Origin of the sequence: Actinotalea sp. C106, from assembly GCF_023630195.1 — a bacterium.
GTDB lineage: Bacteria > Actinomycetota > Actinomycetes > Actinomycetales > Cellulomonadaceae > Actinotalea.
In genome coordinates this window covers 1-17,716 of sequence record NZ_JALPKN010000036.1, presented here as the reverse complement: position 1 = coordinate 17,716, position 17,716 = coordinate 1, and the positions used below count along the sequence as shown (strand labels likewise).

The 17,716-nt window shown below is 72.0% G+C and carries 15 protein-coding genes; 10 read left to right on the top strand and 5 right to left on the bottom strand.

The window, feature by feature from the left end:
• Positions 1–1,736, bottom strand: a 1,736-nt coding sequence (locus L0B03_RS04435) for an MDR family MFS transporter (RefSeq protein WP_250444426.1), incomplete at its 3' end; no start/stop codon positions are given.
• 86 nt (positions 1,737–1,822) lie between these two features.
• Here L0B03_RS04435 and L0B03_RS04430 point away from each other — a divergent pair.
• Positions 1,823–3,916, top strand: a complete 2,094-nt coding sequence (locus L0B03_RS04430; protein ID WP_250444424.1) for a cytochrome c oxidase assembly protein — start codon at positions 1,823–1,825, stop codon at positions 3,914–3,916.
• Between the two features lie 17 nt (positions 3,917–3,933).
• Here L0B03_RS04430 and L0B03_RS04425 read toward each other — a convergent pair whose 3' ends face one another.
• Both L0B03_RS04425 and L0B03_RS04420 read right to left on the bottom strand, forming a co-directional pair.
• Positions 3,934–5,088 (bottom strand): glycerol dehydrogenase, encoded by a 1,155-nt coding sequence (locus L0B03_RS04425; RefSeq protein WP_250444423.1) that lies wholly within the window; start codon positions 5,086–5,088, stop codon positions 3,934–3,936.
• A 138-nt stretch (positions 5,089–5,226) separates the two neighbouring features.
• Positions 5,227–7,896, bottom strand: coding sequence for a cation-transporting P-type ATPase (locus L0B03_RS04420; protein WP_250444422.1), 2,670 nt, complete (start codon positions 7,894–7,896; stop codon positions 5,227–5,229).
• A gap of 239 nt (positions 7,897–8,135) precedes the next feature.
• On the opposite strand from L0B03_RS04420, the gene L0B03_RS04415 reads away from it, so the two are divergent.
• On the top strand, positions 8,136–8,363 hold the full coding sequence (locus L0B03_RS04415) for a DUF6458 family protein (RefSeq protein ID WP_250444421.1): 228 nt from the start codon (positions 8,136–8,138) through the stop codon (positions 8,361–8,363).
• A 166-nt stretch (positions 8,364–8,529) separates the two neighbouring features.
• Entirely contained in the window at positions 8,530–8,757 is a 228-nt protein-coding gene (locus L0B03_RS04410) for a hypothetical protein (protein WP_250444420.1), read from the top strand.
• Positions 8,758–8,854: 97 nt separating this feature from the next.
• Here the strand turns inward: L0B03_RS04410 and L0B03_RS04405 are convergent, their stop codons facing one another.
• Complete coding sequence (locus tag L0B03_RS04405; protein ID WP_250444419.1) at positions 8,855–9,061, bottom strand: DUF1990 family protein; 207 nt, start codon at positions 9,059–9,061, stop codon at positions 8,855–8,857.
• 575 nt (positions 9,062–9,636) lie between these two features.
• On the opposite strand from L0B03_RS04405, the gene L0B03_RS04400 reads away from it, so the two are divergent.
• Together L0B03_RS04400 and L0B03_RS04395 are read left to right on the top strand one after the other, a co-directional pair.
• The gene (locus tag L0B03_RS04400) at positions 9,637–10,842 is read left to right on the top strand and encodes an MFS transporter (protein WP_250444418.1); all 1,206 of its coding nucleotides are present in this window, start codon (positions 9,637–9,639) and stop codon (positions 10,840–10,842) included.
• Between the two features lie 91 nt (positions 10,843–10,933).
• The gene (locus L0B03_RS04395; protein ID WP_250444417.1) at positions 10,934–11,194 is read left to right on the top strand and encodes a hypothetical protein; all 261 of its coding nucleotides are present in this window, start codon (positions 10,934–10,936) and stop codon (positions 11,192–11,194) included.
• 28 nt (positions 11,195–11,222) lie between these two features.
• Here the strand turns inward: L0B03_RS04395 and L0B03_RS04390 are convergent, their stop codons facing one another.
• On the bottom strand, positions 11,223–11,786 hold the full coding sequence (locus L0B03_RS04390; RefSeq protein ID WP_250444416.1) for an AAA family ATPase: 564 nt from the start codon (positions 11,784–11,786) through the stop codon (positions 11,223–11,225).
• Between the two features lie 254 nt (positions 11,787–12,040).
• Here L0B03_RS04390 and kdpF point away from each other — a divergent pair, with 254 nt between their 5' ends.
• The 5 genes from kdpF to L0B03_RS04365 form a co-directional block, all read left to right on the top strand.
• Positions 12,041–12,130, top strand: a complete 90-nt coding sequence (gene kdpF, locus L0B03_RS04385; RefSeq protein ID WP_250444415.1) for a K(+)-transporting ATPase subunit F — start codon at positions 12,041–12,043, stop codon at positions 12,128–12,130.
• Positions 12,130–13,794, top strand: a complete 1,665-nt coding sequence (gene kdpA / locus L0B03_RS04380) for a potassium-transporting ATPase subunit KdpA (protein ID WP_250444414.1) — start codon at positions 12,130–12,132, stop codon at positions 13,792–13,794. Before kdpF ends, kdpA begins: the two co-directional genes overlap by 1 nt.
• Positions 13,791–15,893: a potassium-transporting ATPase subunit KdpB gene (kdpB, locus tag L0B03_RS04375; RefSeq protein WP_374204873.1), complete on the top strand. Its 2,103-nt coding sequence runs from the start codon at positions 13,791–13,793 to the stop codon at positions 15,891–15,893. Before kdpA ends, kdpB begins: the two co-directional genes overlap by 4 nt.
• Before the next feature lie 22 nt (positions 15,894–15,915).
• Positions 15,916–16,491 carry a potassium-transporting ATPase subunit KdpC gene (gene kdpC, locus L0B03_RS04370; RefSeq protein ID WP_250444413.1) on the top strand — a complete coding sequence of 192 codons (576 nt, stop codon included), beginning with the start codon at positions 15,916–15,918 and terminating at the stop codon, positions 16,489–16,491.
• A 7-nt stretch (positions 16,492–16,498) separates the two neighbouring features.
• The coding region (locus L0B03_RS04365; RefSeq protein ID WP_250444412.1) for a universal stress protein at positions 16,499–17,716 on the top strand (1,218 nt) is incomplete at its 3' end.

Sequence of the window (17,716 nt, the reverse complement as noted above, 5' to 3'; positions counted from 1 at the left end):
CAGTCCTCGGCCTGGGCCCGCGCGGCGTCGGGGCCCACCCCTTGCTCGGCGGCGGCCACGGCCTGGGCAGCCGAGCTGGCGGCGGCGTCCTCGTCCTCCATGCGGCTCTGGATCCCCGAGACCTGGCGCAGCGGGACCTCGGGCAGGGCGAAGGACAGCAGGAAGGCGATGAAGAGCACGGCCCCCGCCACGAGCAGCACGGTCGAGGTGCTCTGGGCGAACCCCTCGGTGAAGGGGGCGGCGAGCCGCGGGTCGAGGGCGCCGATGAAGGAGGAGTCGTCCAGGGAGGGGAGCGGGCCGCCGTCGAGCATCTGCAGCACGGGGGCGTTGGCCGGGTCCTCGAGCACGGCCGGGTCCTCCAGCGCTGCCTGGAACGGCGCGGTGCCGAGGGCCTCGGTCACCCCGTCGCGGATCCGCTGGCCCACGGTCGAGAACAGGATCGAGAGGAAGACGGCGGTGCCGAGGGTCCCGCCCATCTGCCGGAAGAACAGCGAGGAGGCCGTCGCGACGCCCATGTCCCGCGCGGGGACGGCGTTCTGGACGGCGAGCACCAGGGGCTGGAAGCAGAACCCGAGCCCGAGCCCGAAGATCACCGTGCGCCAGCTCACGTCCCCCATGGTCGAGGTCGCGTGCAGCTGGGAGAGCAGCAGGGCGCCGACGGTGAGCAGGAAGGTGCCGGTCACGGGGAAGAGCTTGTAGCGGCCGGTGCGGGAGGTGGTCTGCCCCGCGACCACCGAGGCGAGCATGATCCCGCCGGTCAGCGGGATCAGGGCCAGCCCTGCGGCCGTGGGCGTCATGCCCTTCGCGATCTGGAAGTACAGGGGCAGGGTCGCGAAGCCTCCGAACATGCCCATGCCGATGATCGTGTTGATCACGGCGCTCGAGGAGAAGGTCCGGTTGCCGAAGAGGCGCAGCGGCAGCAGGGCGTCGTCCCCCGCGCGGCGCTCAGCCGCCAGGAAGAGCCCCAGTCCGACGACGGACAGCCCGTAGCAGGTCAGCGCGACGGGGGAGGCCCAGCCCCACTCGCGGCCCTGCTCGGCCACGAGCAGCAGAGGCACCAGGGTCAGCACCAGGGCCAGGGCGCCGGGCCAGTCGATGCGGTGCGTGCGGCGGGGGATCGGCGGCAGGCGCAGCACCCGGGTGATGACCAGGGCGCCGAGGATGCCGAAGGGCACGTTGACCAGGAAGATCCAGCGCCATCCGGTGATGCCGAGCAGCGTGTCCGTCCCCGCGAGGGCCCCGCCGATCACCGGACCCAGCACCGAGGAGGTGCCGAAGACCGCGAGGAAGTACGCCTGGTAGCGGGCGCGGTCCCGGGGGCTGAGCAGGTCCCCGAGGATCGTGATGGCCAAGGACATCAGCCCGCCTCCGCCGAGGCCCTGCACCGCGCGGTAGATCGCGAGCTCGTACATCGACCCCGCGGTCCCGCACAGGAGAGAGCCGACCAGGAACAGGCCGATCGCGACGAGGTAGAGGGGCTTGCGCCCGAAGATGTCCGAGAGCTTGCCGTAGAGCGGGGTCGAGACGGTCGAGGTCATGAGGTAGGCGGTGGTGACCCACGCCTGCAGGGACAGACCGTCGAGGTCGTCCCCGATGGTGCGGATGGCCGTCGCGACGATGGTCTGGTCGAGGGCCGCGAGGAACATGCCCATCATCAGCCCGCCGAGGATGGTGAGGATCTGCCGGTGGGTGGGCGGGACGAACCCGCTGGTCACGGCCGGGGTGGTCCCGGTCACAGCGGCGCCCGGGGCGGTCGGCTGGCTCACCAGCGCACCTTACTCCCGGCACCTGACGGGGGATCGACGCGGCTTAGGCTGGCAGGGTGCCCACGCCTGCGACCTCCTCGACCCCTGCCACCCCGGCCCCGGGGCGCGGGGAGCAGGTGCCCTTGCCCACGCGGCTGACCCTCCTCGGCCTCGTCGGCGGGGTGGTCGCCGCCCTGCTCGCGGTCGTCGCAGCCGCTGCCTTCTCGGGCGCCGCCCTGCCGAGCGCCCTGCTGGACCCCGGGGCCGTGGTGCGGTGGGGCCTGCCGGTCGTGACCGTCCTGGTCGAGCTGACGGCCTCGGTGGCCCTCGGTGCCCTGGTGCTCGCGGCCTTCGTGCTGCCCCGCGGCGGAGGGCGGTCGGGGGCCGACGGGCGCGCCTGGCCCTCGACGATGCTCGTCGCCTCGGTCGCGGCCGGGGCGTGGGCCGTGCTGAGCCTCATGCACCTGGTGCTGACCTACGGCAGCGTCTCGGGCACGCCGTTGAGCACCCCGACCTTCGGCTCCGAGCTCGGCCTCTTCGTGACGCAGGTGTCGCTCGGACGCACCCTGCTCGGCATCACGATGATCGCCGCGATCAGCTGCGCGCTCGCCCTGCTGGTCACGACGCCGGTCGGGGCCCTGGGCTCGGCCCTCGTCGTCTCGGCGGCCCTCGCGATGCAGGCCGCGACCGGGCACACCGTGGGCAGCACCAACCACGAGCTCGCCATCTCCTCGCTCTTCCTGCACCTCGCAGGGGCCGCCGTCTGGATCGGGGGGCTCGGGGCTCTGGCCGTGGTCGCGCGCAGGCTCGGGCGGGACCTCGCGCCCACGGTCGCCCGCTACTCCTCGATCGCGGCGTGGTGCTTCGTCGCGGTCGCGGTCTCGGGGGCGGTCAACGGCGCCATCCGCCTCGGCGGGCTCGACGGCGTGACCTCGCGGTACGGTCTGCTGCTGGTCGCCAAGGTGGTCCTCTTCGCGGTGCTCGGTGGCCCCGGGTGGGCCCACCGCCGCCTGGTGGTCCGGCGGCCCCACGAGGCCGCCCCCGGCCCGGCGGGAGCGCGACAGGCCTCGGCGCGGGTGCCCGGGGTGTTCTGGCGGCTCGTCGCCGTCGAGCTGGCCGTGATGGGCGCCGTCTCGGGGGTGGCCGCGGCCCTGGGGTCCTCGGCCCCGCCCATCCCGCAGGAGCCGCCCACCGACCCGACCCCGGCCGAGATCGTCACCGGCCACGCCCTGCCGCCGGCCCCGACCCCCGAGCTGTGGCTCACCAGCTTCCGCTGGGACCTCATCCCGGCCCTCGGCTGCCTCGCGGCCCTCGTGGTCTACCTGCGCTGGGTGCACCGGCTGCATGCCCGCGGCGACCGGTGGCCGGTGCTGCGGACCGTGAGCCTGGTGGTCGGCGTCGTGACCCTCGCCTGGACGACGTCCGGGGGTGCGGCGGTCTACGGGCACGTGCTGTTCAGCGCGCACATGATCCAGCACATGACGCTGGTGATGATCGTCCCGGTGTTCATCGCCCTTGCGGCCCCGGTGACCCTCGCGGCCCGGGCGCTGCCCTCCCGCACCGACGGCTCGCGTGGCCCCCGCGAGTGGCTGCTCGGGCTGGTGCACTCCCGGTGGGCCGGGTTCTTCGCCCACCCGGTGGTCGCAGCGGTCAACTTCGCCGGGTCGATGATCGTCTTCTACTACACCGACCTGTTCGCCCTGGCCCTGACCACGTACTTGGGCCACCTGCTGATGATCGCCCACTTCACCCTCGCGGGGTACCTGTTCGTCAACGCCCTGGTCGGGGTGGACCCGGGCCCCACCCGCCCGAGCCACGCCCTGCGCCTGCTGCTGCTCTTCGCGACGATGGCCTTCCACGCCTTCTTCGGGGTCGCGCTGGTGAGCAGCGAGACCCTCCTGGTCCCCGACTGGTTCGGGCTGCTCGGCCGCCCCTGGGGCCCGCCGGCGCTCGAGGACCAGCAGATCGGTGGTGCGATCACCTGGGGCATCGGCGAGCTGCCCATGCTCTTCCTCGCGATCGCCGTGGCCGTCTCCTGGACCCGGGACGACGAGCGCACCGCCCGACGACGCGACCGGGCGGCGGACCGCGACGGCGACGCCGAGCTCGAGGCGTACAACGAGATGCTCGCCGCGCGGGCCGGCGCGACCGAGCAGCACCGCCTGGGCTGAGCCCGGCCGATCTGCCCTCAGTGCGCCACGTGCAGCTCCGGCGCCGGAAGGCCTGCCCGCTCCCGCACGCTGCGCGCGAGGGGCTCGATCGCCCGCAGCGCGTCGACCAGGTCGGACACGCGCACCTCGAAGGGCATCGCGTGGATGGTCTCGCCCGGGGCGGTGGCGGTCTCGGCCACGCGGGTCAGGCTCTCCACGTCGTCGACCGCGAGGCCGACCTCGGTCAGGGTGGTGGGCAGCCCGACCCGGGTCGTGAACTCGACGAGGTCGCGGATCTCGTCCTGGGGTGCGCCCTCGAGGACGAGCTGGGTCACCGAACCGATGTTGACCTTCTCGCCGTGGGTCAGCCCGTGGGTCTGCGGCACCGCGGTGAGGCCGTTGTGGATGGCGTGGGCCGCGGCCAGGCCCCCGGACTCGAAGCCGAGCCCGGACAGCAACGTGTTGGCCTCGACGACCTTCTCGACGGCGAGGGTCACCAGGTGGTGCTCGACCGCCGCGATGGCCGGCAGGGCGTTCTCCCAGAGCATCCGCCAGGAGAGCTCGGCGAGGGCGGTCCCCGTGGTCAGCGGCAGCCCGCCAGCCATCGTCGTCGTGTGCGCGGCGGCGACCGCTCGGGCCTCGATCCATGTGGCGAGGGCGTCGCCGACCCCCGCGACCAGGAACCGTGCCGGGGCGTTCGCGACCACCTGGGTGTCGACCAGCACCAGGTCGGGGTTGCGCGGGAAGAACCGGTACTCCTCGAAGGCGCCGTCCTCGGTGTAGATGACGGACAGGGCCGAGCACGGCGCGTCCGTCGAGGCGACCGTCGGTGCGGACACCCAGCGGATGCCGGTCAGGAACCCGGCCGCCTTGACCGCGTCGATCGTGCTCCCGCCGCCGACGGCGACTACAACGTCGGCCCCGGCGTCGCGGATGGCCTCGGCGATGCGCTCGACGGCCCCGGCCGTCGCGTAGGTGCCGAAGCCCTCACGGGTGACGGGGAGCGCGGCCTCCTCGAAGGAGGCGGTGATGGTGCTGGAGAGCATGCCCCACACGACGTCGTCGGCGACGAGCAGTGGCGTGGTGCCGATGGGGCGGACGAACTCCCCGAGCCGGCTCATCGCGCCGCGGGCCTGGACGTACCGTCCGGGGCTGATCAGGGTGCGGACGGGGATCTGGCTGGACGTGGTCATCATCGCTCCTCGAGTGCCGTGGCCGCCGGTGGCTGAGCGGGGCGGCACCGTCCTGCGGTGCGCCCGCCGACCTCTCCACGCAACCACGGGCCGTGGTCGGGCACAGGGGGCCGAAGGGCCCGACCGTCGCCTGCCGGGTCAGCGACGGTCTCGCCGTCGCAGCACCGCCTTCTCGAGCTCCACGAGGAGGAAGATCCCCAGCCCGACGGCGAGGGGCAGAAGCCAGGACTGCGCGCTCAGAGGTGCGGTGCCGAACACGGTCTGCATGAACGGGACGTAGACGAAGGCCAGGTGCAGCAGCATGAGCACGCCGATGGACAGCCAGACCACCGGGTTGGTCGTCAGGGTCGGGCGCGCGTAGCCCGGGGCCCGCAGCGACCTGCTGCTGAGCAGGTAGAACATCTCGCTGAGCACCAGGGTGGTAACGGCCAGGGTGCGAGCCTCCTCGAGCCCGGTGCCCCCGGCCCTCAGCAGGAGGAAGACCGCGATGGTCGCGCCGCCCATGAGCACCGAGACGAAGGCGATCCGCCACAGGGAGAAGGCCCCGAGGATCGGTGCCCGGGGGTCCCGGGGCGGTCGGGTCATGATCCCCGGCTCGGACGGTTCGAAGGCCAGGGCCAGGGCCAGGCTCACGGCGGTGACCATGTTGACCCAGAGGATCTGGGTGGGGGTCAGGGGCAGGGTGAACCCCGCCACCACGGCGGCCAGCACCACGAGGGCCTGCGCGCCGTTGGTCGGCAGGATGAACAGGATCGACTTGCGGAGGTTGTCGTAGATCGTGCGGCCCTCCTCGACCGCACGCTCGATGGTCGCGAAGTTGTCGTCGGCGAGCACCACCTCGGCGGCCTCCTTGGTGGCCTCGGTGCCCTTGACCCCCATCGCGACCCCGACGTCGGCCCGCTTGAGGCTGGGGGCGTCGTTGACGCCGTCCCCCGTCATCGCGACCACGTGGCCGCCGGCCTGGAGGGCCTGGACCAGCCGCAGCTTGTGCTCGGGGCTGGTGCGGGCGAACACGGCGTGCTGCGCCACGAGGTCGACGAGCTCGTCGTCGGAGACCTGCTCGAGCTCGGCCCCGGTCACGACCCTGGCGTCGTCCCCGACGATCCCCATCTCCCGGGCGATGGCCAGGGCGGTGCCGGGGTGGTCGCCCGTGATCATCTTCACGGTGATCCCCGCCGTGGAGCAGGCCGCGATCGCCTTGATGGCCTCGGGCCGGGGTGGGTCGAGGATACCCACGACGCCGAGGAAGACCAGCCCTGCGTCGAGGTCGGCCAGCTCCAGGCTCTCCTGGTCACCTCCGTCACGACGTGCCGCGGCCAGCACCCGGAAGCCCCGACCGCTGAGCTCCTCGATCCGCTCCTCCCACCACGCGCGGTCCAGCTCGTGCTCCTGGTCGTCGCTCAGGTGGGTGGCGCACCGGTCGAGCAGCCGGTCCGGGGCTCCCTTGACCAGCACCACCGAGGCGTCGTCCGGGGCGCGGCTCAGCGTGGCCATGAGCTTGTGCTCGGACTCGAAGGGCACCTCGGACCGCCGGTCGTGGCCTGACCGGTCCACGCCGCACTTGAGGGCGAGGGTCTGCACCGCGCCCTCGGTGGGCTCGCCGTTGACCGTCCAGGAGCCGTCCCGGTCGGTCACGTCGGTGTCGTTCGCGACGGACATCGCCTCGACCAGCGCCATGAGGGTGTCGTGCTCGTGGGGTGGGACCGGCACCCCGTCGAGGTGGATCTCGCCCGCGGGCTCGTAGCCGGTGCCGCTCACCTCGTAGTGGCCGTCGGCCGTGACGACCGCGCGGACGGTCATCTCGTTGCGGGTGAGGGTCCCGGTCTTGTCCGAGCAGATGACCGTCACGGAGCCGAGGGTCTCGACGGCCGTCAGCCGGCGCGTGATCGCGTTGCGGCGGGCCATCCGCTGCACACCGATGGCCAGGGTGATGGTCATGACGGCGGGTAGGCCCTCGGGGATGGCTGCCACGGCGAAGCTGATCGCGGAGAGCAGCGCGTCGGCCACCGCGTACCCGTGCAGCACCAGGCCCAGCACGGACATGACCGCCGCGAGTCCGAGGATGGCCACCGACAGCTGGGTGCCGACGCGGTTCATCTGCCGGATCAGCGGGGTGGTGAGCCGCTCGACCTCGCCGATCATGGTGTTGATCCGCCCGATCTCGGTGTCGGCCCCGACGGCGGTCACCACACCGACCCCGCGGCCGGACGTCACGAGGGAGCTCGAGAACGCCATCGACGTGCGATCCCCGACCCCCGCGTCCTCGGCGGCCGGCCGCGGGTGCTTCTCGGCCGGGACCGACTCGCCCGTGAGCGCCGACTCCTCGACGCGCAGGTCGGTGGACTCGACCAGACGCACGTCGGCCGGGACACGGTCCCCCGACCGCAGCCGCACGACGTCGCCCCGCACCAGGTCTGCGGCGTCCACCCGGCTCCACTGCCCGTCGCGGCGCACCTGGGCGTCCAGCGAGAGCATGGTGCGGATCCCCGCGAGGGCCTGCTCGGCCTTGCCCTCCTGGATGAACCCGATCAGCCCGTTGATCAGGACCACGCCGAGGATGACCGCGGAGTCCACCCAGTGCTGCAGCAGCAGGGTCACGACGGCCGCGCCCAGCAGGACGTAGATGAGGACGTCGTTGAAGTGCTTGGCGATCCGACGGACCAGGCTCTCGCGGGCCGGGTCGGGCAGGCTGTTGGGGCCGTCGGCCTCGAGGCGGGTGCGTGCCTCGGACTCGGTGAGCCCGTCGAGGTGGGTGCCGAGGTCGTCGAGCACCTCCTCGACGGGCGCCGCGTGGACGGGGATGGTCATGGACCCTCGCTGTCGCTGTGGGGACGGTGGCTCCGACGCGTCGGTGTCTGCGCCCTCGGCCCACCGTACGCAGGACAGGTCAGTCCTCGGGTGGGCCGAGGGTCCTGGCGCCGGTGCCCGGCGTGTGCTCAGGTGAGCTGCGGGTGAGATCCACCGTTCAGGAGGCGGGACGGGCTCAGGTCCGGAATGCTCCGTCGGAGTACGGGCGGCTCTGTCGCCCGCCGACAAGGAGGTTCGACATGGGCATCGGTAGCGGAATCTTCCTCATCGTGGTGGGCGCCATCCTGGCCTTCGGGGTCCAGGACAGCTGGGAGGTCGTGGACCTGACGGTCATCGGCTACATCTGCATCGGCGCGGGCGTCCTCGCGATCATCCTGTCCCTCGTGCTCAACCAGCAGCGGGCCAACACCAGCCACCGCGAGGTCGTCGAGCGTCGCGACGACCGCACCCCGCCGCCGGCCGTCTGACCAGAAGGGGCCGGCCGGTGGCCAACGGTGCGGTGAACCTGCCCCACGGGGGGCCTGTCACCCTCGGCACCAGCGCGGTCGGCTCGGTCATCGTGCTCGTGCGCGAGCAGCGCCGAAGGGGGTAGACCGGGAGGCTCGGCGCACCGGGGCGCAGGGGAGGAGACGTGTGGCGGCGATCATCGCGCTGCGACTGACCGGGGTCCTCCTCGCGCTTCTGGCCGCCCTCTTCTTGGTGCGACCTCTCAAGGTCGTGCGGTGGGAAGAGCGCGTCGACCGGCACCTCAAGCCAGGCACGCCCCCAGAGTCGAGACCGAGACCGGAGCTGCGCATCCGCGTGATCGGGCTGTTGCTCCTCTTCGCGGGCGCCGTGCTCTTCTTGCCGGTGACGGACTGAGGGAAGGCGAGGTAGGGACGACACGTGATCAACGGTGCGCTCAACGTCCCCTACGGGGTGCCGATCGCCTTCAGCATCATCGCGATCGGCCTGGTGATCACGATCGTGCGCGAACGGCGCCGCAAGAGGTAGCGTCCCCACGGGTGTGGCGGGAGAAGCCGTCGATGCGTAGCCAGACGCGATCGTCGGCACCGATGCGGACGACGAATGCCTCCTCGCCAGACACCGGATGACCGGAGCGAGAGCCGTAGGCGAAGCCCCGACGGCCTTCCGCCTCGACGACGGCGAGTACCCCCGCGCCCACGGCTCGGCCCGACTCAGCAGCGGCACGGTCGGCACGCTACCGGGGACCCACGCCGTCCGGAGCCCGTCAGGACGCGGGCGCGCGGCGTCAGGAAACCGTCTGGACGGGAGGACGGCGCCACCCCGGGCGCTCTGATGGTCCTCGGCGGCCACCGTGGTCGCGGGCGTCACCGAGGTGGCGTCGGACTAAGGAGTGAGCTGTGGTCGCTCGTCGCTTGCACAGTCGCCCGGCCCGATAATCACTTCTGGAGTCCGCAAGGGACTTCAGGCCCAAGAGTGCCTCGGCGTCGCGGCGCTTCGAACGATAAATGTATTGAAAGGGCCTGTGCGAACCGGTCGCAAGATGTACCGTCGCTCCCGGCGAGTCACTCTCGCTCTGTCTGCCGGTCGAGACATTCAATACTCGACGCGCACGGCTCGCAGACGGTCCGCTGCACCGATAGGAAGCCGTGGGGTCCTCGTGCGCGCGCGCCCCCAAACAGCATCTCCGACGGTTGGGTTGCGATTGCAGCTCGGAAAGCCCCGCTGACCATGACACGTCGACACCCATCGCCGATCGCTCGCCGCTACTTCGTCTTGGTCGTCGTCGTCGCACTCGTCGACTTCGTCTTCGGTGCGACCTACGTCGTCCACATGACCACATCAGGCGTCAGCCCGGCGATCATCGGGACGATGCTCGCCGTCGCGGGGATCTTGTCGTTCGTGCTCGAGATCCCGTCGGGCGCTCTTGCCGACCGGTATGGCAACAAGAGAGTGCTCGTCGTCGGACTCATCGGCTGGGGTGCTGCGCAGGCGGCATTCGGTCTCGCCCACACCGCGATCGGCGCCGGAGCGTCTCTGCTGCTGCTGAACGTGGGGTTGGCGCTGTACTCCGGGGCGCCGATCTCATACACGATCAACGCCCTACGCCGGACGGGTCTCGCCGATCAGGCCCCGGCCGTAGCCCGCGCAGGCAACACTTGGCGCTGGGTCGGCGCCGGTGTCGGCGGCGTGGCCGTCTACGCTTGGGGGACATTCCTCGGGCTCGGGGCAGTTCTCGCTGTCTCCGGGGTGGTGCTGCTGGTGGCCGCCGCGTGGGTGGCGCTGACGTGGACATCAGAGCCACGTAGCAGCAACGGGCCGAGCACGGCGGTCGACCACCTCGCCCGCAGCCTGCGACAGAGCTGGCATTTCGTCGTCTCCGAAACCGGCCGACGACTCTCCCTGGCCTACGTGGGCCTGGGGTTCGGCCAGGGTGTGCTCGTTCTTGTCTGGCAGCCTCGGTTCCTGGAGAGCGGGATGGTCCCGAGCGGAGCGCTCGGGCTCGTACTCGTCGCATTGATGCTGGGCGCGGCAGCGGGGTCTACGGCCAGCAAAGTGCTCGATCGCGCGAACGCCGCCGTCGCCACCTCGGCCGCGCTCATCGTCATCGCTGTAGGCCTTGCGGCAACGACTGTCACGAGCCCGGCAGCCGTACTGGGGTTCCTGGTTGCCGAGTTCGGCATCGGAGCGGCCGGTGCGGTTGTCACTGCCCTCGGCCAGTCTCTGTTCGAGGACGAGAAGAGGAACACCCTGACATCGTCGATGGCCGCCGTCATGACGCTCGCCGTCGCCGTCGCACAGTTCGTCGCGGGACTGGTGTGGGACGGGCACGGCGTGGGTGCTGCCTCCGCATTCGGGGCCGCCGCCGTCGCGCTCGCTGCGGGCGGTGCGTTCCTTCTCGGTCCGGCCCGTGCCAGGTCGGCAACTCAGTCGCTGACGGATGTCGGCGGCAACATCGATCGAGAGGACCAGATCACGTGAGCTCCGTACTACTGGCCCTGGCCTTCCCCCTGGACCGGCCCGGGTCGCCGGTGTCCACCACGGCCTGGACCCGGAGGGGGTGGCGTTCCCCGTGACCCGCGACCGACTGCTCGGCTTCCGTGACGCCGCTCATCGGCGCGGCCTCGCCTGGGCCGACGTCAGCGTCGCGGTGTGCGCACGCAACGACGAGGGAGAGGCGCACGGCATGACGCGCGCTCTTCTCGCCATCGAGCGACCTCTGGACGGACTCGCTGCGATGAGTGACCAGCAGGCCCACGGCATCGGCGCTCCCACCGAGACCGGCGGAGGCGACACCTGGCATCTCGTCGAGCGTGCCAGCACGGCACGCTAGGCAGCGGGAACCGCGCGGGGGCCGACGTTCAGGCGCCCTCCAGTGCGCCCCGCACCCAGCTCTCCGCCTCACGGTGGCTACGCAGCCGGACGACCGGCAGGTCCGGGTGGTCACGCAGCACGGCACGGACCCGGTGCTCGGTCTGGTGACGGGTGCGCCAGGCCCACCGGACGATGTGGTCCGGGTCGGTGACGATCGTCCTTAGCGGTGGCTCGACGTTCCCGTTCCACAGCTCCTGATGGTGAACCCGGCGCCGGACCGTGCGCGTGATGACCTGCCGCATGACGACGGTCGTGGGCAGGTCGAGCCAGAGCAGGAGGTCCGCCCGCTCGACAAGGAGCGCGCGGACGCTGCGGTACTGCCACTCGGTGACCCACGCGGGCTCGGCCGTGAAGCTCTCGACCTCCGCCTCGAAGCCGGGGCGGGGTGTCCACCCGGGCCCGTGGAAGAGCGCGTCGATCTCGACGTGCCTGATGCCCAGCGCCATCGCGACCCGGGCCGCGAGGGTCGTCTTCCCCGAGCCGCTGGTGCCCGCCACGACCACCCGTCGGGGGCGGGCCGGCAGCGGCTCGGCGGCGCTCAGCAGCGGCATGGGCGGCACGCTACCGGGGACCCACGGCGTCCGGAGCCCGTCAGGACGCGGGCACCCGGCGTCAGGAAACCGTCTGGACGGAGAGGAGGGCACCGTCCCGGGCGCTCTGATGGTCCTCGGCGGCCACCGTGGTCGCGGGCGTCACCGAGGTGGCGTCGGACTAAGGAGTGAGCTGTGGTCGATCTCGCCCTGGTGGCCCTGACCTGCGTCCTCTTCGGAGCGTTGGTCGCCCTCGTCGCGGGGGTGTCGTCATCATGACCGTCGAGTCCGTCGTCGCCCTGGTCGTGGCCGTGGGTCTCGTGGCATACCTGCTGATGGCCTTGCTGAAGCCGGAGCGGTTCTGATGACGCCCGCCCTCGCCGCCGTCCTGCAGATCGGTCTGCTCGTCCTCGCCCTGGCCGCGGTGCACGTGCCCTTCGGTGACTACATGGCGCGGGTCTTCAGCGACTCGCGGCACCTGCGTGCCGAACGCGTGATCTACCGGCTGGGGGGGATCGACGCCGAGGCCGACCAGCGGTGGCCCGCCTACGCCCGCGCCGTCCTCGGGTTCTCCTTCGTCAGCGTCCTGCTGCTCTACGCCTTCCTGCGGCTGCAGGACCAGCTGCCCCTCTCGCTAGGCCTCCCGGCTGTCGGACCCGACGGTGCCTGGAACACGGCCGTCTCGTTCGTGACCAACACCAACTGGCAGTGGTACTCGGGGGAGTCCGTCATGGGCCACCTCGTGCAGATGTCCGGGCTGGCCGTGCAGAACTTCGTCTCGGCTGCGGTGGGTATCGCGGTCGCCATCGCTCTGGTCCGCGGGTTCGCGCGGCACCGCACCGATCGCCTGGGGAACTTCTGGGTCGACCTCGTCCGCGGCACCGTCCGGATCCTGCTCCCCGTGGCCTTCCTCGCCGCGGTGCTGCTCCTCGTCGGGGGAGCGGTGCAGAACTTCGCCGGCCCGCAGGAGGTCACCACCCTCGGGGGAGCCACCCAGAGCATCGTGGGAGGGCCCATCGCCTCGCAGGAGGCCATCAAGGACCTGGGCACCAACGGTGGCGGGTTCTTCAACGCCAACAGCTCCCACCCTTTCGAGAACCCCACCGCGTGGACCAACCTGCTCGAGATCTTCTTGCTGCTGGTCATCCCGTTCAGCCTGCCCCGCACCTTCGGGCGGATGGTCGGTGACCGGCGCCAGGGGCTGACGATCCTCGGGGTCATGGCCTCGATCTGGCTCGCGGCGGTCGCCGTGATCACCTGGGCCGAGATGCGCGGCCTCGGCGCGGTCCCGCAGGCGGCCGGAGGCGCGATGGAGGGCAAGGAGACCCGCTTCGGCGAGGCAGCCTCGGCCCTCTTCGCCGCCTCGACGACGGGGACGTCGACAGGGTCGGTCAACAGCTTCCACGACTCGTTCACCGCGCTGGGCGGTGGGGTCACCCTGCTCAACATGATGCTGGGGGAGGTCGCCCCCGGCGGGGTGGGCGCCGGGCTGTACGGGATGCTCGTGCTCGCCGTCCTGACCGTCTTCCTCGCCGGCCTCATGGTGGGCCGCACCCCGCAGTACCTGGGCAAGCGGATCGGCCGGCGGGAGATCACCCTCGTGGCGCTCTACATCCTGACCATGCCGACCCTGCTGCTCGTCGGTGCCGCGATCACAGCAGGCACGCCTGCCCTGGTCGACGCGTCGGTCCAGGACCCTGGCGCCCACGGGCTGTCGGAGATCCTCTACGCCTACGCCTCGGCGACCAACAACAACGGCTCCGCCTTCGCGGGGTTCGGGGCCGGGACGCCCTACCAGAACGTCGCGCTCGGCCTGGGCATGCTGCTCGGGCGCTTCGTGCCGATCGTGCTCGTCCTCGCGCTGGCCGGCAGCCTCGCCCGCCAGCAGCCCGTCGCCGTCGGTGCCGGGACCCTGCCCACTCACGGGCCGGTCTTCGCCGGCCTGCTGGGTTTCGTCGTCCTCGTCGTCGCGGGGCTGACCTTCTTCCCTGCTCTCGCGCTCGCCCCTGTTGCGGAGGCCCTCCTGTGACCGTCGACCTGTCCTCACCCCCTGAGGCCACCCCCCACCCCGAGGCGGTGTCGTCCCGTCCGCGGACGGGCGCCTTCGAGCCGCGCCAGCTGTGGCGCTCGCTCCCGGACGCCCTGCGCAAGCTCGACCCGCGCCACCAGGTCCGCTACCCCGTCATGTTCGTCGTCTGGGTCGGATCGGTGGCCACCACGGTGCTCGCGGTGCTCGATCCCGGCGTCTTCTCGTGGTCGATCGCCCTGTGGCTGTGGGCCACGGTGCTGTTCGCCAACCTGGCCGAGGCCGTCGCCGAGGGGCGGGGTCGGGCGCAGGCCGCCTCGCTGCGACGCACACGGACGGAGACCTTGGCCCGGCGCCTCACCGCCGACGGCACCGAGGAGAGCGTGCCCGGCACCGCGCTCGCGGTGGGTGACCTGGTGGTCGTCGAAGCCGGTGAGGTCATCCCGGGGGACGGGGACGTCGTCGAGGGGATCGCCAGCGTCGACGAGTCCCCCGTGACCGGCGAGTCGGCGCCCGTGATCCGGGAGTCGGGCGGTGACCGGAGCGCGGTCACCGGGGGCACCAAGGTGCTCTCGGACCGCGTCGTCGTCCGGATCACCGCCAAGGCGGGGGAGACGTTCCTGGACCGGATGATCGGCCTGGTCGAGGGGTCCGCCCGGCAGAAGACGCCGAACGAGATCGCGCTCAACCTCCTCCTGGCCTCGCTGACCCTGGTCTTCCTCCTGGCCGTCGTGACCCTGCAGCCCTTCGCCGTGTACTCGGGCCAGGCCCAGCCGCTCCTGGTGCTGGTCGCGCTGCTGGTCTGCCTGATCCCGACGACCATCGGTGCGCTGCTCTCGGCGATCGGCATCGCGGGGATGGACCGGCTCGTGCAGCGCAACGTCATGGCGCTCTCGGGCCGGGCCGTCGAGGCGGCGGGCGACGTGGACGTCCTCCTCCTGGACAAGACCGGCACCATCACGCTGGGCAACCGGCAGGCCGTCGAGGTGGTGCCGGCCGACGGCCTGACCGAGGAGCAGGTGGCCGAGGCCGCGCAGCTCTCGAGCCTCGCCGACGAGACCCCTGAGGGCCGCTCGATCGTGGTCCTGGCCAAGGAGCGGTACGCCATGCGGAACCGCTTCGCCACGGACCTCCCACGGGCGACCTTCGTGCCGTTCACGGCCGAGACCCGCATGAGCGGGGTGGACCTCGCCCAGCACGAGGGCACCTGGGAGATCCGGAAGGGGGCGGCGAGCGCCGTCATGCGGTGGGTCCGGGACAACGACGGGCACCCGAGTGCTGACGTCGGCCCTCTGGTCGACGCGATCAGCGCGTCGGGAGGCACGCCCCTGGTCGTGGCCGAGCTACGCACCGGCGAGCCGGCTCGGGCGCTGGGGGTCATCCACCTCAAGGACGTCGTCAAGCCCGGGATGCGCGAGCGGTTCGACGAGCTCCGGCAGATGGGCATCCGCACCGTCATGATCACCGGGGACAACCCGCTGACCGCCCGCGCGATCGCCGAGGAGGCCGGTGTGGACGACGTCCTCGCCGAGGCCACCCCGGAGGACAAGCTCGCGCTGATCCGCACGGAGCAGGCCGCGGGGCGGCTCGTCGCGATGACCGGGGACGGCACCAACGACGCCCCGGCCCTGGCGCAGGCCGACGTCGGGGTGGCCATGAACACCGGCACCTCAGCCGCCAAGGAGGCCGGGAACATGGTCGACCTCGACTCGAACCCGACCAAGCTGATCGAGATCGTCGCGATCGGCAAGCAGCTGCTCATCACCCGGGGCGCCCTGACGACGTTCTCGATCTCGAACGACGTCGCCAAGTACTTCGCCATCATCCCGGCGATGTTCTCGGGCCTGTACCCCCAGCTGGACCGGCTCAACGTCATGGGACTGTCCTCGCCGCAGTCGGCGGTGCTCTCGGCGGTGGTCTTCAACGCCCTGGTCATCGTGGCGCTCGTGCCCCTCGCCCTGCGAGGGGTGCGGTATCGGCCGGCCGGGGCCGCCGCCATGCTGCGCCGCAACCTGCTCGTCTACGGCGTCGGTGGCCTCGTCGCCCCGTTCGTCGGCATCAAGCTCATCGACCTGCTCGTCTCCCTCGTCCCCGGCCTGTGAGCCGAACCCTCCGGAGCGCCTCATGACTGCCTTCCTGCGCCAGTCCGTCGTCGGCCTGCGCCTCCTGCTCGTCCTCACCGTCCTGACCGGGCTGCTGTACCCGGCCGCGGTCTACGCCGTCGGCCGCACCATGCCCGAGCGGGCCGACGGCTCGATGATCGAGGTCGACGGCCAGGTCGTCGGGTCCCGCCTGCTCGGGCAGCCCTTCGAGGGCGACGAGTGGTTCCTGCCCCGGCCCTCGGCCGCCGGGGACGGGTACGACCCGCTCGCGACGGGGGCCTCGAACCTCGGCCCGGAGAACCCTGACCTGCTCGCGACCGTCGAGGAGCGCCGTGCGGAGGTCGCCGACCGCGAGGGCGTGGATCCTGCCGAGGTGCCCGCCGATGCGCTGACGGCCTCGGGCTCCGGCCTGGACCCGCACGTCTCGCCCGAGTACGCCGCGCTGCAGGTCGCGCGGGTCGCGCGGCACCGGGGGCTTGACGAGGGCACGGTGCGCGGCCTGGTGGTCGAGGCGACGACCGACCGTGAGCTGGGCCTGCTCGGCGCACCTCGGGTCAACGTGCTCGAGCTCAACGTGGCTCTCGTGATGCTTGACTGAGTCCGCCATGACCGAACAGACGAGCGCCGACGAGGCGTCGCCCCGGGCCCGGCGCGGTCGCCTGCGCGTGTACCTCGGCGCCGCGCCCGGGGTGGGCAAGACGTACGCGATGCTGGACGAGGCGCGCCGACGCCAGGATCGCGGGGTCGACGTCGTCGTCGGGCTGGTCGAGACCCATGACCGGCCGCACACCGCGGCCCTGCTCGACGGGCTCGAGGTCGTGCCGCGCCGCTCGATCGACTACCGCGGGTCGACCTTCAGCGAGATGGACCTCGACGCCGTGCTCGCGCGGAGCCCCACCGCGGTCCTGGTCGACGAGCTCGCGCACACCAACGTCCCGGGCAGCCGCCACGAGAAGCGCTGGCAGGACGTCGAGGAGATCCTCGCGGCCGGCATCGACGTGGTGACGACCGTGAACATCCAGCACCTGGAGAGCCTCCGGGACGTCGTCACCTCCATCACCGGGGTCCAGCAGCAGGAGACCCTGCCGGACGACGTCGTGCGTCGTGCCGAGCAGATCGAGCTGGTCGACATGAGCCCTGAGGCGCTGCGTCGACGCCTCGCCCACGGGAACGTGTACCGGGCCGAGAAGGTCGACGCGGCGCTGGCCAGGTACTTCCGCGTCGGCAACCTCACCGCGCTGCGTGAGCTGGCTCTGCTGTGGACGGCGGACCGGGTCGAGGACGCCCTCGACGCGTACCGACGCGAGCAGGGCATCGACGCCACCTGGCCCACCCGGGAGCGGGTCGTGGTGGCCGTCACCGGAGGGCCCGAGAGCGAGACGCTCATCCGTCGGGCCGCCCGCATCGCGCAGCGAGCCAGCGGTGGGGAGGTCATGGCCCTGCACGTCCTGCGGGGGGACGGCGTCGCGGGCGTCGCCCCGGACTCGCTGGTGCGCCTGCGCACCCTGGCCGAGTCCCTCAGGGCGAGCTGGCACACGGTCCTGGCCGACGACGTGGCCCCCGCGGTCCTGGACTTCGCCCGCGGCGTCAACGCCAGCCAGATCCTGCTCGGCGCCACCCGGCGGCCGCGCCTGGCCGCAGCGCTGTCCCCGGGCATCGGCACCGAGGTGATCCGCGGCTCAGGGGACATCGACGTGCTGGTCGTGACGCACGAGCACGCAGGCCGGGGCCCTGCACGCAGGGTCCGCCGTGCGTCACTGCCGCGGCGCAGGCTGATCGCCGGGTGGGTGCTCGCGGTGGTCGGGCCGCCCGCGCTGGCTGCC

Coding starts and splice junctions, on each gene's coding strand:
- L0B03_RS04425 (WP_250444423.1), bottom strand. CDS start 5,088: ATGACCACGTCCAGCCAGATCCCCGTCCGCACCCTGATCAGCCCCGGA.
- kdpC (WP_250444413.1), top strand. CDS start 15,916: ATGACTGCCTTCCTGCGCCAGTCCGTCGTCGGCCTGCGCCTCCTGCTC.
- L0B03_RS04390 (WP_250444416.1), bottom strand. CDS start 11,786: ATGCCGCTGCTGAGCGCCGCCGAGCCGCTGCCGGCCCGCCCCCGACGG.
- kdpF (WP_250444415.1), top strand. CDS start 12,041: ATGACCGTCGAGTCCGTCGTCGCCCTGGTCGTGGCCGTGGGTCTCGTG.
- L0B03_RS04420 (WP_250444422.1), bottom strand. CDS start 7,896: ATGACCATCCCCGTCCACGCGGCGCCCGTCGAGGAGGTGCTCGACGAC.
- kdpA (WP_250444414.1), top strand. CDS start 12,130: ATGACGCCCGCCCTCGCCGCCGTCCTGCAGATCGGTCTGCTCGTCCTC.
- L0B03_RS04415 (WP_250444421.1), top strand. CDS start 8,136: ATGGGCATCGGTAGCGGAATCTTCCTCATCGTGGTGGGCGCCATCCTG.